The following is a 16,218-nucleotide window of genomic DNA, read 5'->3' as shown; positions in this document are numbered from 1 at the left end:
TCGCCCTGTCGCGGGCCGCCGCCCTGGCGGCGCGGCCCGCGTGTTTGTGCGTGTTTGTTTGCGATCCCCCCAACCCCTGTCCACCGCATGCCATGACACCAGCTTCCACCGCCATCGACGGCGCCATCCAGCAGATCCGTACCTACGTGGCCAGGCGTCCCCACAGCGCCGATACGCTCGAAGGCATAGCGCAGTGGTGGCTGGGCGGGCAATTTCCACGCGAGGCCATCGAGGCCGCGCTGGAGCAGTTGCGCGCCGCGGGTGAACTGGAGCGTATCGAGATCGGCGGGCGCCAGCTGTGGCGCCGGCAACCCATGCCAGGATAAGCATCATGCCGCTGCCCGATCTGAACCTGCTGATCACCCTCGATGTCCTGCTGGCCGAAGGCAGCGTCACGCGCGCCGCGCGGCGCCTGCGCCTGAGCCCATCGGCCATGAGCCGGGCCCTGGCGCGCCTGCGCGAGACGACCGGCGATCCGCTGCTGGTGCGCGCCGGGCGTGAACTGGTGCCCACGCCGCGCGCGCTGGAGCTGCGCGCAAGCGTGGGCTCCCTGCTGGGCGAGGTGCTGGCCGTGCTGGGACCGGCGCAGCAGCTGGACCCGCGCCAGCTGGCGCAGACGTTTACGCTGCGTGCGAGCGACGGCTTCGTGGAAAATTTCGGCCCGGCGCTGCTCGCGCATATCGGCGCGCAGGCGCCCGGCGTGCGGCTGCGGTTCGTGCAAAAAATCGACCGCGAAAGCGTGCTGCTGCGCGAGGGCAGCGTCGACCTGGAGACGGGCGTGATCGGCAGCCTTACCAGCCCGGAAGTGCGCACGCGCCGGCTGTTCGGCGACCGTTTTGTGGGCGTGGTGCGCAGCGGCCATCCGCTGGCGCAAGGCGAGATCAGCGCCGGGCGCTATGCGGCCGGCCAGCATGTGCTGGTGGCGCGGCGCGACCAGGAGACGGGACCGATGGATGACGCGCTGGCCGCCCTGGGTTTGCAGCGTACGGTCGCCAGCATCGTCGGCGGCTTTGCGGCGGCGCTGGCGCTGGCCGCCGGTTCCGACCTGATCGCCACCGTGCCGGAACGCCATACGGGCAAGCTGCGCGCCGGCATGTTCAGCTTTGCGCTGCCGCTGCGCATGCCTGACCTGACCGTGTCGCTGATGTGGCATCCGCGCATGGATGCAGATCCTGCCCACCGCTGGCTGCGCGGCTGCGTGATCGACGCCTGCGCAGGCCAGCTGGACGGAGCCTGACGCCGCCGCTGCCGGCCTGCCGGCGCGGCAGTTCAGGGCCAGCAGCAGCCGGACAGGGAGGCGCCGAGGGCCAGCAGCAGCAACAGCGCTGGCATGGTGCGGCGGCGCATCACGCGCGGTCTCCGGCAGGCGAACGGCGCTTGCCGAAGACGCGGCTGAGCAGGAAAATGGCCAGCGCAGCGAGTATCAGCGCGCTGGCCACGCCAAAGGTGGCATGCATGCCACGGATCATGGCGGCCGGCGGGGCGCTGGCAATATCGCTGGCGCCGGCGGCGAACACGGCGCCCATCACGGAGGCGCCCGTGACGAGGCCCAGGTTGCGCGACAGATTGAGCATGCCGGAGACGAGGCCGCGCTGCTCGGCGGCGATGTCGCCCATCACCGCCGTATTGTTGGCGGCCTGGAACAGCGCGTAGCTGGCCGTCAGCAGCATGATGGGTGCGGCATAGCCGGCGATGCCCAGGCTGGCGGGCAGCAGGGCCAGCGCCAGGCAGGCGCCGGCGGCGCCGCACAGGCCCGCGCCGCCCATGCGCTGCGCGCCGTAGCGGTCCACCAGCCAGCCGGACGGCACGCCGCAGAACGCTGCCACCAGCGGCCCGGCCGCCAGCACCATGCCGGTAGCCGCCGCCCCCAGGCCCAGGCCGCGGGCCAGGTAAAAGGGACCCACCACCAGGGTGGACATCATGACCGTCGACACCAGCATGCTGGCCGCCAGGCCTGCGCCCAGCACGGGGGCACGCAGCATGGGCAGGTGTATCAGCGGCGCCGGCGCCTTGCGTTCGACGCAGACGAACAGCGCGCCGCCGATGCAGGCGGCCAGCAGCAGCGCCGCGTTGCGCACGCCGAAATCGCCGCGGCCCAGGGTCATGGCCAGCGCATAGGCGGCCAGGGTGAGCGCCAGCAGCACGGTGCCGCGGTGGTCGAACACGGGCCGTTTGGCGGCCGCGCCGCGCGGGTCCGCCGGCAGGTACCGCCAGGCCAGCAGCAGCGCCACGCCGGCCAGCGGCACGTTGACGAGAAAAATGGCTTGCCAGCCGAAGCGCGCGATCAGCAGGCCGCCCAGCGCGGGGCCCAGCGTGGTGCCGACGGCCGACATGGTGCCGAGCAGGCCCATGGCGCTGCCCGTCTGCGCCTTGGGCACGGTACTGCCGACAAAGGCCATGGTCAGCGCCATCATGGCGGCCGCGCCCAGGCCTTGCAGGGCGCGCGCGGCGACCAGCAGCCACAAGGTGGGCGCCAGGGCGCACAAGGCGGAGGCAAGGGCAAACAGCGCGATGCCGGCCAGCAGCAGGCGGCGCCTGCCGACCATGTCGCCCAGGCGGCCCACGCTGACGATCAGGGCGGTGATGGCCAGCAGATACGCCAGCACGATCCACTGCACATCCTGGAAGGAAGCATGCAGGGCACTGGCCATGCCGGGCAGGCCCACGTTGGCGATGCTGGTGCCCAGCGCGGGCAGCAGCATCGCCAGGGACAGGCTGGCAAGCGCGCCGCGCACGGGCATCGTGGCGCTGGCGGCCTGGGACGCCTGCTGGCTGGGTGGAGCGGGTTTTGACGGTGAGTGCATGGCGTGGCTGATCCTCGAATGGGGTCATCACATGGTAGCGGCGGATCTGGCATGGCGGAAGGCGCAGCATGTGCACTATGTTGTTGCGTTTGACGCCATATGTGCAGCGCGGCCGAGTCGCTGGCAAGGTCGTTGCGAGCCAGCGGCCAGTACTTCGGACGTTAATCCGAGTAACCCTGCATTTTGTCCGCCGTGTCATGCCGGATGCCCCACCACGGCAAATACGCCTTGTTTTCGCCGCGCGCGCGGAACCACGGCTGGTCGTGGTCTATGGGGCGTACTTTGGCCGGTGGCAAGACCAGCACGCCCGTGACGCTGTCCGGATCGCTGGTGCCCGCAACCAGCACGGGCTGGCCGACGTGGTTCGCATGCGCGATACCCAGGGCGACATTGGTCAGCGTCGTGCCGGCACCCATTTCGCCCAGCAGGGCCGGCGTATTGAAAGTCTGCGGCAGGAAGTCGAATCCTGGGACTTCCAGGGTCAGCGCCTGCGCCAGTTGGCCCAGGCGGTCGGACGACGAGGGCAGGTTCTTGCTGGCGTCGTGGATGACGTAGCCGATGTCTTCCGCCGTCTTGCCGCCATGGCGCGCCGCCTCGGCAAATACCGCCTGCCACGCCTGGACGGTGCGCGGCGGCTTGTCCTTGCCCGCTTCAAAATCGGCTACCTTGCGCGTGGCCGGATAAGCTATCCACGCCAGCGCCGCGCGCTCCGTCTTGTAATCGGGGCCGGCCAGTACCAGCAGCACGAGGTTTTCATTGATCTGCATGGGCTTGGGCCGGCTCGGCGCATCCCAGTTCATGACCCACACGGTTTCCTTCGGATGCGCTTCCAGATAGGCCAGCGCGGCTTGCAGGGAAGTGAAGCCCGCGTTGTTGCCGCCGAGGGTGATGCGCACGTCGGGCGGGGTGGCGCGGGTCCAGAGGGTGGGGAAGTGGGTGTTGCCGATTTCGAAATTGCTGATAATTTCATCTTTTACTGTCTGATGAACTTCTGCTGGATCGAATTTTCCTTCAGGCAGGGCATACTCCACGCGGATGCCTGCGAGTTCGCGCCAATTCTGTTTTTTATCCTTGGGGTAGACGTGGTAGAAGTAGGTGGGGCTGGAAAAATAGATATCGTGGAAATTGCTCATCAGTTCTTGTAAGTACTTATGGTGGTAACCCTTGAACGTTTCCCTTCCATTGATATCGTGGGCAATGGGGGCGACGGCCTGCAAGGTGCTGAAGCCCCTGGGATCCGTCCTGACCATATCGTCATTCTTGTTGGGTTTGGCCAGGCCCAAGGTCCAGAGCAGCTGCCACTCGGTGGGATAGTCGAGCCGCTGCAGCGGATTGAGCCACTGCAGGCCCACCACTTGTGCCCGGAAGGGAACGTGAGCCGTGGTTGTTGGGAGGTCTTCTTCTTTCGGCGCAGGTTTCACGGCGCAGGCTGTCAATAGCGCAAACATGGAGAAAGCGGCGACGGTGGCCAATGTGCGTAGCTCGCGTTGATTTATTACGTAAGCCATCCATCCACCTCACTGCGAGTAGCCTTGCATGTCGTCCGCCGTGTCGTGGCGGATGCCCCACCAGGGCAGATAGGCGTTATTCTCTCCGCGCGCGCGGAACCACGGCTGGTCGTGGTCTATGGGACGTACTTTGGCCGGTGGCAAGACCAGCACGCCCGTGACGCCGTCAGGATCGCTGGTGCCCGCCACCAGCACGGGCTGGCCGACGTGGTTCGCATGGGCGATACCCAGGGCGACATTGGTCAGCGCCGTGCCGGCGCCCATTTCGCCCAGCAGGGCCGGCGTATTGAAGGTCTGCGGCAGGAAGTCGAAGCCGGGCACTTCCAGGCTCAAGGCCTGCGCCAGCCGTGCCAGCCGGTCGGATGACGTGGGCAGGGTTTTATTGGCATCGTGGATGACGTAGCCGATGTCTTCCTTCGTCTTGCCGCCATGGCGCGCCGCCTCGGCAAATAGCGCCTGCCACGCCTGCACGGCGCGCGGCGGCTTGTTCTTGCCCGCTTCAAAATCGGCCACCTTGCGCGTGGCCGGATAAGCTATCCACGCCAGCGCCGCGCGCTCCGTCTTGTAATCGGGACCGGCCAGCACCAGCAGCACGAGGTTTTCATTGATCTGCATGGTCTTCGGCCGGCTCGGCGCATCCCAGTTCATGACCCACACGGTTTCCTTCGGATGCGCTTCCAGATAGGCCAGCGCGGCGTTCAGGGAGATGAAACCCGCGTTGTTGCCGCCCAGCGTAATGCGCACGTCGGGTGGGGTGGCGCGGGTCCAGAGAGTGGGGAAGTGGGGGTTGCCGATGTTGAAGGTGTCAGTGATGGTTTGTTGCGTGAATTGGTGTACTTCTATCAGATCGAATTTTTCTTCCGGCAAGGCATATTCCACGCGGATGCCCGCCAGTTCGCGCCAGTTCTGTTTTTTATCCTTGGGGTAGACATGGTAGAAGTAGGTGGGGCTGGAATAATAAATATCGTGAAAATTGGTCATCAGTTCGCGCAGATATTTATGGTGATAGCCCTTGAACGTTTCCGTGCCATCGATATCGTGGGCAATGGGCGCGACTGCCTGCAAGGTGCTGAAACCCCTGGGATCCGTCCTGACCATATCGTCATTCTTGTTGGGTTTGGCCAGGCCGAGCGTCCAGAGCAGCTGCCACTCGGTCGGATAGTCGCGCCGCTGCAGAGGGTTGAGCCACTGCAGTCCCACCACTTGTGCCCGGAAGGGAACGTGAGCCGTGGTTGTTGGGAGGTCTTCTTCTTTCGGCGCAGGTTTCACGGCGCAGGCTGTCAACAGCGCAAACATGGAGCAGGCGGCAAGCATGGGCAGCGCGAGGAACTGTTTCATGAAGTCTCCAGGTGAATGGACATTCTGGTGACCGGCATCACCGGGCCAGGTGAACCAAAGTGCCAGGAAAATGACGCAGAGAAATGTGGCGAGGGCGCAGGCCAGTCGCTGGTGCGGCGTGGCAATGAGCTTACGCACCGTGAGTCCTCAGCGCAAATTTGCTGGAAGTGCTGGCGGGCTTGGCATTCTGGCGTTCGTCTATGATGCCTTTCGGCTTTCTGGCAGGGCTGTCTTTGTCATTTGCCCAAATAAATAAAGGGACAGTTTTAAATGTGCCGTTGTCGTAGTACTCAAAGAACTCGCTAGACTCGAAAGAGGCGCCTTTCAATAGGCTCCAATCCGCCGCCACCCGTAACTTGTTCAACGCCTCCTGCCCAATCGTGCACACCCCCACCGCCACGTCATACGCCAGCGCCTTTTCCGCGTGCTCGGGATTGGTCATGATGGTCGAGTGATCGGTGGCGTGGGTGTCGATATTGGCGGCCAGGTAGTTCTGGATTTCATGCTTGCGCCAGGCGTTGAATTCCTTGGAAGCCTTGTCCGGCTGGTCCACCGGCGTCTCAGGTTTGCCTTTTTCCACCCAGCCGTCGCGCCTGGCCTGCATGCGCAGCATGCCGTTCTGTTCGTAGCGCAGCGCTGCCTCGGTGTGCGCATCGCCCTTGCCCCGGGAGCGGTAAGGCGCATACGCGTCATCGGCGTCGGCGGCGCGGTCCTTGTGCAGGGAGTCGGCCGGGGCATCGCAGCCTTCGTCAAACGCATCGCCGATGTCGGCAAAGCGTTTTGAATGCGGCAGGAAGGGCACAGGCAGCTTGGGCGCCTTCATCGGCAGCCGCCAGGTCTTGGGCGGCAGGGCGTTGATGCGCGTGCCGGCCGTCTTGGCGAGAATGATGACGATGGGCGCGAACAAGAAGGTCAGTATCTTGCGGCCGATGCCTTTGCTGGCCCGCATGCCTTTTTCGATCGAGTACTCGGCGACCAGTGACCGTGGGTGCCAGAAATCGATGCTGTCCGGTGTCAGGGGCTGGCCATTGCGCTGCCAGATATCGTAGTCCTGTTCATTTTCCTGGCCGACGAGGTGATTTTGCGCAAACACGCGCTGGGTGAAGACGCCGTCGCCGCCCGTATCGGCAATTTCCTGTGCCGACATGCCGCGCCAGCCGATGCCCTGCACGGGCGTGGCGGAGATCACCTGGTCGTGCGGATTGAAATACAAGGTGACCCGGCCATAGGTGGAGCCATGCAAGCCGTGGTCGGCGCGGTCGAATGCGGCCGTATAACTGTCCTTGCGCTCAGGCTTGCGATTGGCGCTGCACTCGTCGACGAAGGCGGCATCCTGCTGCATTGCCGAGCGGGCGCGCAGGATGTTGAAAAACGCTTTCAAGGTTTGCGTGCGCGCCGCGTATTTTTGCCGGCCCGTATTGCCATGTTCGTCCGTCAAATGGCCGCTGACCCAGTTTTCCGTGAAGTTGCTGTCGAGCAGGCTGTAGGGCGGGTTGCACAGCACGTAGCTGTCGGCCACGGCGGACGGCCCGAGCGTTTCACCGAGAAAGGCGGCCGCCATGGCCACCATATTGCCCTGGCTATGGCAGACGATGGTGACGGGCGCGTCGTGCTGGCATGCCCTGATCGATTGCACGAGGCGCGCCAGACGCCAGGCGGCAAACACGAAATACGGGCGCGGCGGGCAGGCATACACTTGCCGGTCATTCGTCGGGTTCATGTGCTGGATATGCATCCACAGGAACAGTTCCTCGGACAATCCCTTGCCCCACAGATCCGGCAGGGCACTGCAACCGTTGGCGAACGGTCCGCCGCCCCAGTAATTCTTTTCGTTGAGATAGATGCCGTCGCCAAACGCCTGCAATTCCTCGCCATTGGCCTTGTAGCCCCAGCGGAAGCGGATCACGGGGGAATTGGCATCGTCTGCCTGCAGGAAGGTGGTGGCGTTGCGCTTGGGATTGAGGAAGCCGTCATCCGTCAATTCGCGCGTGTAGGTGGCGGCCTGCATTTGCCCGGCAGCCGGGCCCGGGATCGCCAGATCCTCGTCGCGGCGTTTCAGGCGCGCATTCAGGCCCGCGCACAGGCCTTGTTCGGCCTGCTCATACCATTCGCCATCGGAATTGACGCCATGCACGAAGATGACGATGCCGGGACGGGGCAGGCGCGTGACGGCCTGGAGCAGCGCATGGCTGAACAAGGCCGTGCCTTCGGCTTGGGCGAGCAGGATGCAGTTGCCAGCTAGCGTGGGGTCGGGCGACATGCGGGCGCTCCGTCAGCGTTAATGAGGAAAAGCGTCGCCCAAGCGAGCTCGGGCAATCTGCACTGTATGCGGATTGCCTGAGGTGGAACTTGCGTGGTGTCAAGAAAGGACGGGCGGCGGGCAGGGAATGCCGGGGCGGTCAGATCGCGTTCAGCGGTATCTTGAGGTAGCGCACGCCGTTTTCTTCCGGCTCGGGCAGCTTGCCCGCATTGATGTTGACCTGGATGGCGGGCAGGATCAAGGTCGGCATGTCGAGGGTGGCGTCGCGGCCCGTGCGCATGGCCACGAACTGTTCTTCCGTGATGCCGTCGCGCAGGTGGATGTTGCTGGCGCGCTGTTCGGCTACCGTCACTTCCCAGCGCGCCTCGCGGCCGTTGGGCGGGTAGTCGTGGCACATGAACAGCCGCGTCTGGGGCGGCAGCGCCAGCAATCGCTGCACGGAACGGTACAGCAGTGCGGCCGAGCCGCCGGGGAAGTCGCAGCGGGCCGAACCCACGTCCGGCATGAACAGGGTGTCGCCGACAAACACGGCGTCGCCGATCTGGTAAGCCAGGTCGGCCGGCGTGTGGCCGGGCACGTGCAGCGCGCGCACTTCCAGCTTGCCGATATAAAACACCTGGTCGGGCGCGAACAGCTGGTCGAACTGCGAGCCGTCGGCCTTGGCCGCACCCTGGTGGTAGACGGCGGCGAACGCCTGCTGCACCGTCTGGATGGCGGCGCCGATGGCCACGTCGCCGCCCAGCTGCTGCTGCAGGTAGGGAGCGGCGGACAGGTGGTCTGCATGCGCATGGGTTTCCAGCAGCCAGCGGCATTGCAAGCGGTGCGCGCGTACGAAGGCGATCACCTTGTCGGCCGACGTGGTCGAGGTGCGGCCCGCCTTCGGATCGTAGTCGAGCACGGAATCGATGATGGCGCAGTCCTGGCCATCCGCCTCGTAGACAACATAGGTGACGGTGGCGGTGGTGGGGTCGAAGAAGGCTTGGATTTGTGGGGTCATCGCGGCGGCAAGGGACGGGCAAGGGATGGACAGGGAAGGGCATTATAGCGCCAGAGTTCGCTGAAAAAATGTTGAAAATTGACATTTAACATGCGGAAAACAGATAAGCGGGCAGGCATGCGCCCGTCACAGTCGTGCGCACCCTGGCGCTTGCTGCGTGGTAACCTCATCCTACAAGGAGGAATTCATGAACGATACCACTGCACGCAGCGAGCAATACCGCGGTTTTACGATTTCGGTGACCCCGCAAAAGGACAATGACGATTTATGGGATTTTACCTACAGCCTGCAGCGCGAAGGCGAGACGGCGGCGCAGGCGATCACGCGCAGCCGCACCCTGGGCGGCTATGCGGCGCCTGAAACGGCTTGCACGGCCGGCCTGGAAGTGGCCAAGACGGAAGTCGATAATCTGCTGCGCCCTTGAGCCAGCGTAAATCGTTTAGCCCGAAAGTGCGCCTGGCTTAGGCTGGCGCGTGAAACACGTCGCTAGCGGCCGCGCTTCATGCTACGATTTCCCCATTGAGTCAGCCACGAAGGAGGCACCCCATGAATAGCAGTTCTAAAATTCACTATAAAGGCTGGGAAATCGTTCCCCTGGCCGTGCCCACCACCGATGGCAAATGGTCGGCCAGCTGCGACATCGAGCGCGCCACGGCGGAAGGCCTGGAAGTGTTCGAAGGCTCGACCATGCAGTTCGTGCGCGACGACGAGGAGGGCGCCATTGCCGCCGCCTGCGAAGAAGCCGTGCGCCAGATCGACAACATCATCGCCAACCCGCTGGTACGGCTGGCCTAGTTCTTTGCTCTTTCAGTGTTCCCGCAGCCGGCATCCGCCGGCTGTTTTTATTGCGCGCCACCGGCGGCGCCTCTGCCTGCCTCCATCTTTTCAGCCAGCGTTGTTGCATGTTTCAATATTGTGTTTCAAAATGAAATAGTGAAACAATAATGAAGCATCGCACTGGACAAACGTGACATCGCCGTTCCGTGGCGTGACAGCCCTGGAGCAGCGCTGGCTGGCCACTTTTCGCCGGTTTTCACTCTGCCGTCCACGTGTTGTGCGCCATGCCTCGCCGGCCTGGCACGGCATTTGCACTACTGATGCTCATAGCCACTCCGTGAAACATTCGGGACCATCCGAAACCCATAAGGTGAACACATGACTCAATACTCCGCAGGTGCCGCATTCCGCAAGGCCGTCCAGGAAGAATCCCCGTTGCAAGTCGTCGGCGCCATCAACGCCAACCACGCCTTGCTGGCCAAGCGCGCCGGCTACAAGGCCATCTACCTGTCCGGCGGCGGCGTCGCGGCCGGTTCCCTGGGCTTGCCCGACCTGGGCATTTCCAGCCTGGACGACGTGCTGACGGACATCCGCCGCATCACCGACGTGTGCGACCTGCCGCTGCTGGTCGATGCCGACACGGGCTTCGGCGCGTCCGCCTTCAACGTGGCGCGCACGGTGAAATCGATGATCAAGTTCGGCGCGGCCGGCCTGCATATCGAAGACCAGGTGGGCGCCAAGCGCTGCGGTCATCGTCCGGGCAAGGAAATCGTGAGCAAGGAAGAAATGGTCGACCGCATCAAGGCGGCCGTCGATGCGCGCACGGACCCGAACTTCGTCATCATGGCGCGCACCGATGCGCTGGCCGTCGATGGCCTGGAAGCGGCACTCGAGCGCGCCGTCGCCTGCGTGGAGGCGGGCGCCGACATGATCTTCCCGGAAGCCATCACGGACCTGGACATGTACGCCACGTTCGCCAAGGCCGTCAACGTGCCCATCCTGGCCAACATCACGGAATTCGGTTCCACGCCGCTGTTCACCCTGGACGAACTGCGCAGCGCCCACGTGGGCCTGGCCCTGTATCCGCTGTCGGCGTTCCGCGCCATGAACAAGGCGGCGGAAAACGTCTACCAGGCGCTGCGCCGCGACGGCACGCAAAAGAATGTCGTCGACACCATGCAGACGCGCATGGAGCTGTATGAATCGATCAACTACCACGATTTCGAGCAAAAGCTCGATGCGCTGTTCGCTGCGCAAAAGAAATAAATAGAGAAGCAGGGGCCGCATGTCGGTCCCGCAGTGACGCACCCGAGACTATTCAATCTGGAGAACACAATGACCGCACCGCAAGCCGCCACTTTCAAGCCTAAAAAATCCGTCGCCCTGTCCGGCGTCACCGCCGGCAACACGGCGCTGTGCTCGGTCGGCAAGACCGGCAACGATTTGCACTACCGCGGCTATGACATCCTGGACGTGGCCGACAGCTGCGAGTTCGAGGAAATCGCCTACCTGCTGGTGCACGGCAAGCTGCCGACCAGCGCCGAACTGAAAGGCTACAAGGCCAAGCTGAAGTCTCTGCGCGGCCTGCCGTCGGCAGTGAAATTGGCGCTGGAAGCGCTGCCTGCCGCCGCCCACCCGATGGACGTGATGCGCACGGGCGTGTCCGCGCTGGGCTGCACCCTGCCGGAAAAGGACGACCATAACGCGCCGGGCGCGCGCGACATCGCCGACCGCCTGATGGCGTCGTTCGGCTCCATGCTGCTGTACTGGTACCACTACAGCCATAACGGCAAGCGCATCGAAGTGGAAACGGACGACGAGTCGATCGGCGGCCACTTCCTGCACCTGCTACACGGCGAAAAACCGTCGGCCTCGTGGGAAAAAGCCATGCACACCTCGCTGATCCTGTACGCGGAACACGAATTCAACGCCTCCACCTTCACCAGCCGCGTGATCGCCGGCACGGGCTCGGACATCCACTCGGCCATCACGGGCGCCATCGGCGCGCTGCGCGGCCCGAAACACGGCGGCGCCAATGAAGTGGCGCTGGACATCCAGAAGCGCTACGACAACGCCGACGAAGCGGAAGCGGACATCCGCGAGCGCGTGGCCAACAAGGAAGTGGTGATCGGCTTCGGCCACCCCGTCTACACGATCTCGGACCCGCGCAACGTGGTCATCAAGGAAGTGGCGCGCAATCTGTCGCTGGAAGCGGGTTCCACGAAGATGTTCGACATCGCCGAGCGCCTGGAATCGGTCATGTGGGAAATCAAGAACATGTTCCCGAATCTGGACTGGTTCTCGGCCGTGTCCTACCACATGATGGGCGTGCCGACGGCGATGTTCACGCCGCTGTTCGTCATCTCGCGCACCTCGGGCTGGGCCGCCCACATCATCGAGCAGCGCATCGACAACAAGATCATCCGCCCGAGCGCCAACTACGTGGGTCCGGAAGACCTGGAATTCGTCCCGATCAAGGACCGCAAATAATGAACGCCAACATGAATACCCTGCACCGCAAATCCTTGCCGGGCACCCAGCTAGACTACTTCGACACGCGCGCCGCCGTCGATGCGATCCAGCCAGGCGCCTACGCCACCTTGCCCTACACTTCGCGCGTGCTGGCGGAGAACCTCGTGCGCCGCTGCGACCCGGCCACCCTGAACGCCTCCCTGAGCCAGTTCATCGAACGCCGCCGCGACCTCGATTTCCCGTGGTTCCCCGCCCGCGTGGTCTGCCATGACATCCTGGGCCAGACGGCCCTGGTGGACCTGGCCGGCCTGCGCGACGCCATCGCGGCCCAGGGCGGCGACCCGGCCCTGGTCAATCCCGTCGTGCCGACGCAGCTGGTGGTCGACCACTCGCTGGCCGTCGAATGCGGCGGTTTCGACCCGGACGCCTTCGCCAAGAACCGTGCCATCGAAGACCGCCGCAATGAAGACCGTTTCGACTTCATCGACTGGACCAAGAAAGCGTTCAAGAACGTCGACGTGATCCCGCCAGGCAACGGCATCCTGCACCAGATCAATCTCGAGCGCATGTCGCCCGTGATCCAGGTCCAGGATGGCGTGGCCTATCCCGATACCCTGGTGGGCACGGATTCGCACACGCCGATGGTCGATGCGCTGGGCGTGATCGCCATCGGCGTGGGCGGCCTGGAAGCGGAAAGCGTGATGCTGGGCCGCGCTTCGTGGATGCGCCTGCCCGACATCATCGGCGTCAAGCTGACGGGCAAGCCGCAGCCGGGCATTACGGCGACCGATACGGTGCTGGCGCTGACGGAATTTTTGCGCAAGCAGAAGGTCGTCTCGTCCTACCTGGAATTCTTCGGCGAGGGCGCGTCGCACCTGACCCTGGGCGACCGCGCCACGATTTCCAACATGGCGCCGGAATTCGGCGCCACGGCCGCCATGTTCTACATCGACGCGCAAACCATCAAATACCTGAAATTGACGGGCCGCGACGACGAACTGGTGAAGCTGGTGGAGCTGTATGCGAAAGAGACGGGCCTGTGGGCCGACAGCCTGGCCGACGCGCAGTACGAGCGCGTCCTGAGCTTCGACCTGTCGTCCGTCGTGCGCAATATCGCGGGTCCGTCGAACCCGCACAACCGCGTGCCGACGTCGGAACTGGCGGCGCGCGGGATTTCCGGCGTGGTGGAAAACGAGCCGGGCAAGATGCCGGACGGCGCCGTCATCATTGCGGCCATCACCAGCTGTACCAATACGAACAACCCGCGCAACATGATCGCCGCCGGCCTGATCGCGCGCAATGCGAACCGCCTGGGCCTCACGCGCAAGCCGTGGGTCAAATCGTCGCTGGCGCCCGGCTCGAAAACGGTGGAGCTGTATCTGCAGGAAGCGGGCCTGATGCCGGAGCTTGAAACATTGGGCTTTGGCGTCGTGGCGTTTGCCTGCACCTCGTGCAACGGCATGTCGGGCGCGCTCGATCCCGTGATCCAGGATGAAGTGGTATCGCGCGACCTGTACGCGACGGCTGTCTTGTCGGGCAACCGCAATTTCGACGGCCGCATCCACCCGTACGCGAAGCAGGCTTTCCTCGCCTCGCCGCCGCTGGTCGTGGCGTATGCGATCGCCGGCACCATCCGCTTCGATATCGAGAAGGACGTGCTGGGCCATGACGCGGATGGCAAGGCTATACTGCTCAAGGATATCTGGCCGTCCGACGAGGAAATCGACGCCATCGTCGCGTCCAGCGTCAAGCCGGAGCAGTTCCGCAAGGTGTATATCCCCATGTTCGCCGCGCAGGCAGATGACGGCATCAAGGTCAGCCCCCTGTACGACTGGCGTCCGCAGACGACATACATCCGCCGTCCTCCGTACTGGGAAGGCGCGCTGGCTGGCGCGCGTCCATTGAAGGGCATGCGTCCGCTGGCCGTCCTGGGCGACAACATCACGACCGACCACCTGTCGCCATCGAACGCCATCATGCTCGACAGCGCGGCCGGCGAATACCTGGCGAAAATGGGCTTGCCCGAGGAAGACTTCAATTCCTACGCGACGCACCGGGGCGACCATCTGACGGCGCAGCGCGCCACGTTTGCCAACCCGACCCTGAAAAACGAGATGGTGATCGAAGACGGCAAGGTCAAGGCGGGTTCGCTCGCGCGCATCGAGCCGGAAGGCAAGATCTCGCGCATGTGGGAAGCCATTGAGGTGTACATGGAGCGCAAGCAGCCCCTGATCATCATCGCCGGCGCCGACTATGGCCAGGGTTCCTCGCGCGACTGGGCCGCCAAGGGCGTGCGCCTGGCCGGCGTGGAAGCCATCGTGGCCGAAGGCTTCGAGCGCATCCACCGCACCAACCTGGTGGGCATGGGTGTCTTGCCGCTGGAATTCTTGCCTGGCGTGAACCGCAAGACCCTGGGCATCGACGGCAGCGAAACCTACGACGTCGCGGGCGAGCGCACGCCGCGCTCCACCCTGACCCTGCTCATTCACCGCAAGAACGGCGAAACGGTGGAAGTGCCCGTCACCTGCCGCCTCGACACGGCGGAAGAGGTGTCGATCTACGAGGCCGGCGGCGTGCTGCAGCGCTTCGCGCAGGATTTCCTCGAGTCGTCGAAGGCGGCGTAAACCAGGGGTCAGACCCGCCGGGTCTGACCCCAGCCTTGTGCGGCGGGGAGGCTGTCGTCTTCGCAGCGCAGGCAAAGAACTTCTGCGGAAATATACAATGACCCACATCCCCCAAATCAAAATCCCCGCCACCTACATGCGTGGCGGCACCAGCAAGGGCGTGTTCTTCCGCCTGCAGGATTTGCCGGCCAGCGCGCAAGTGCCGGGCGCGGCGCGCGATGCCTTGCTGCTGCGCGTGATCGGCAGCCCCGACCCGTACGGCAAGCAGATCGACGGCATGGGCGGCGCCACGTCCAGCACCAGCAAGACGGTGATCCTGTCGGCCAGCACGCAGCCCGAGCACGACGTCGACTACCTGTTTGGCCAGGTTTCCATCGACAAGCCGTTCGTCGACTGGAGCGGCAACTGCGGCAACCTGTCGGCCGCCGTCGGCTCGTTCGCCATCGCCAGCGGCCTGGTAGATCCAGGGCGCGTGCCGCAAAACGGCATCGCCACGGTGCGCATCTGGCAAGCCAATATCGGCAAGACCATCATCGCCCATGTCCCCGTGACGCATGGCGAAGTGCAGGAAACGGGCGACTTCGAGCTCGATGGCGTGACCTTCCCGGCCGCTGAAGTGAAGCTGGAATTCCTCGACCCGGCGGCAGACGAGGAGGGCGGCGACGGCGCCAGCTCGGCCATGTTCCCTACCGGTAACCTCGTCGACGACCTGGACGTGCCCGGCATCGGCGTGTTGAAAGTCACGATGATCAATGCGGGCATCCCGACGATCTTTGTCGACGCGCACGCCATCGGCTACACGGGCACGGAACTGCAGGACGCCATCAATGGCGATCCGGCCGCGCTGGCCCGCTTCGAGACCATCCGCGCGCATGGCGCCTTGCGCATGGGCTTGATTTCCCACCTGGATGAAGCGGCCAAACGCCAGCACACGCCGAAAGTGGCGTTTGTCGCCAGGCCGGCCAGCTATGTGTCGTCCAGCGGCAAGCAGGTGGACGCGGGCGGGATCGACCTGCTGGTGCGCGCCATGTCCATGGGCAAGCTGCACCACGCCATGATGGGCACGGCGGCCGTGGCCATCGGCACGGCGGCCGCCATTCCCGGCACCCTGGTCAACCTGGCGGCGGGCGGCGGCGCGCGTAACTCGGTACGTTTCGGCCATCCGTCCGGTACCCTGATGGTGGGGGCGGAAGCGGCGCTGGTCGATGGCGCCTGGAGCGTCACCAAGGCCATCATGAGCCGCAGCGCGCGCGTGCTGATGGAGGGGGCCGTGCGCATTCCTGGCGATTCCTTCAGCGCATAAGCCTTGCTGGCCGGGCCGCAGGGGCCCGGCCTGTCGTGAATCTCAAGAAAAATTGATTTTTCCGCTAGCCGGAAACTGAACGACGGGGAAAAATGGCGTGACGCCGCGCCATTGCGGCACGTGGCCACCATCAGC

The 16,218-nt window shown here is 64.5% G+C and carries 13 protein-coding genes; 8 read left to right on the top strand and 5 right to left on the bottom strand.

Annotation, left to right across the window (positions count from 1 at the left end):
* Window positions 1-92: 92 nt before the first annotated feature.
* On the top strand, window positions 93-326 hold the full coding sequence (locus tag VPH41_RS13655; protein WP_328570428.1) for a hypothetical protein: 234 nt from the start codon (window positions 93-95) through the stop codon (window positions 324-326).
* 5 nt (window positions 327-331) lie between these two features.
* On the top strand, window positions 332-1,237 hold the full coding sequence (locus VPH41_RS13650; protein ID WP_328570427.1) for a LysR family transcriptional regulator: 906 nt from the start codon (window positions 332-334) through the stop codon (window positions 1,235-1,237).
* Window positions 1,238-1,346: 109 nt separating this feature from the next.
* Here VPH41_RS13650 and VPH41_RS13645 read toward each other — a convergent pair whose 3' ends face one another.
* The 5 genes from VPH41_RS13645 to VPH41_RS13625 all read right to left on the bottom strand — a co-directional run bounded on the left by VPH41_RS13645 (window position 1,347) and on the right by VPH41_RS13625 (window position 8,907).
* Window positions 1,347-2,804 (bottom strand): MFS transporter, encoded by a 1,458-nt coding sequence (locus tag VPH41_RS13645; RefSeq protein WP_442906262.1) that lies wholly within the window; start codon window positions 2,802-2,804, stop codon window positions 1,347-1,349.
* A gap of 161 nt (window positions 2,805-2,965) precedes the next feature.
* Entirely contained in the window at window positions 2,966-4,312 is a 1,347-nt protein-coding gene (locus VPH41_RS13640; protein ID WP_328570426.1) for a hypothetical protein, read from the bottom strand.
* A gap of 9 nt (window positions 4,313-4,321) precedes the next feature.
* Window positions 4,322-5,650: a hypothetical protein gene (locus VPH41_RS13635; protein WP_328570425.1), complete on the bottom strand. Its 1,329-nt coding sequence runs from the start codon at window positions 5,648-5,650 to the stop codon at window positions 4,322-4,324.
* 130 nt (window positions 5,651-5,780) lie between these two features.
* On the bottom strand, window positions 5,781-7,910 hold the full coding sequence (locus VPH41_RS13630; protein ID WP_328570424.1) for a T6SS effector phospholipase Tle3 domain-containing protein: 2,130 nt from the start codon (window positions 7,908-7,910) through the stop codon (window positions 5,781-5,783).
* A gap of 139 nt (window positions 7,911-8,049) precedes the next feature.
* Window positions 8,050-8,907 (bottom strand): MBL fold metallo-hydrolase, encoded by an 858-nt coding sequence (locus tag VPH41_RS13625; protein ID WP_328570423.1) that lies wholly within the window; start codon window positions 8,905-8,907, stop codon window positions 8,050-8,052.
* A 187-nt stretch (window positions 8,908-9,094) separates the two neighbouring features.
* Here VPH41_RS13625 and VPH41_RS13620 point away from each other — a divergent pair, with 187 nt between their 5' ends.
* From VPH41_RS13620 to prpF, 6 genes are all read left to right on the top strand, one after another.
* Complete coding sequence (locus VPH41_RS13620) at window positions 9,095-9,331, top strand: hypothetical protein (protein WP_152283466.1); 237 nt, start codon at window positions 9,095-9,097, stop codon at window positions 9,329-9,331.
* Between the two features lie 122 nt (window positions 9,332-9,453).
* Entirely contained in the window at window positions 9,454-9,702 is a 249-nt protein-coding gene (locus VPH41_RS13615; protein WP_034751890.1) for a hypothetical protein, read from the top strand.
* Window positions 9,703-10,062: 360 nt separating this feature from the next.
* On the top strand, window positions 10,063-10,950 hold the full coding sequence (gene prpB / locus VPH41_RS13610) for a methylisocitrate lyase (RefSeq protein ID WP_070220951.1): 888 nt from the start codon (window positions 10,063-10,065) through the stop codon (window positions 10,948-10,950).
* Between the two features lie 69 nt (window positions 10,951-11,019).
* Entirely contained in the window at window positions 11,020-12,174 is a 1,155-nt protein-coding gene (gene prpC / locus VPH41_RS13605) for a bifunctional 2-methylcitrate synthase/citrate synthase (RefSeq protein WP_328570422.1), read from the top strand.
* An 11-nt stretch (window positions 12,175-12,185) separates the two neighbouring features.
* Complete coding sequence (gene acnD, locus VPH41_RS13600; RefSeq protein WP_328570527.1) at window positions 12,186-14,780, top strand: Fe/S-dependent 2-methylisocitrate dehydratase AcnD; 2,595 nt, start codon at window positions 12,186-12,188, stop codon at window positions 14,778-14,780.
* 97 nt (window positions 14,781-14,877) lie between these two features.
* A complete protein-coding gene (prpF, locus tag VPH41_RS13595; protein WP_328570421.1) occupies window positions 14,878-16,083 on the top strand; it encodes a 2-methylaconitate cis-trans isomerase PrpF in 1,206 nt (401 codons plus the stop codon).
* Window positions 16,084-16,218: the final 135 nt, after the last annotated feature.

Origin of the sequence: Janthinobacterium sp. P210006 (genome assembly GCF_036231885.1) — a bacterium.
GTDB classification, from domain to species: Bacteria; Pseudomonadota; Gammaproteobacteria; order Burkholderiales; family Burkholderiaceae_D; genus Janthinobacterium; species Janthinobacterium violaceinigrum.
The sequence above is the reverse complement of the archived record's forward strand: the minus strand, read 5'-3'. Positions and strand labels throughout refer to the sequence as shown.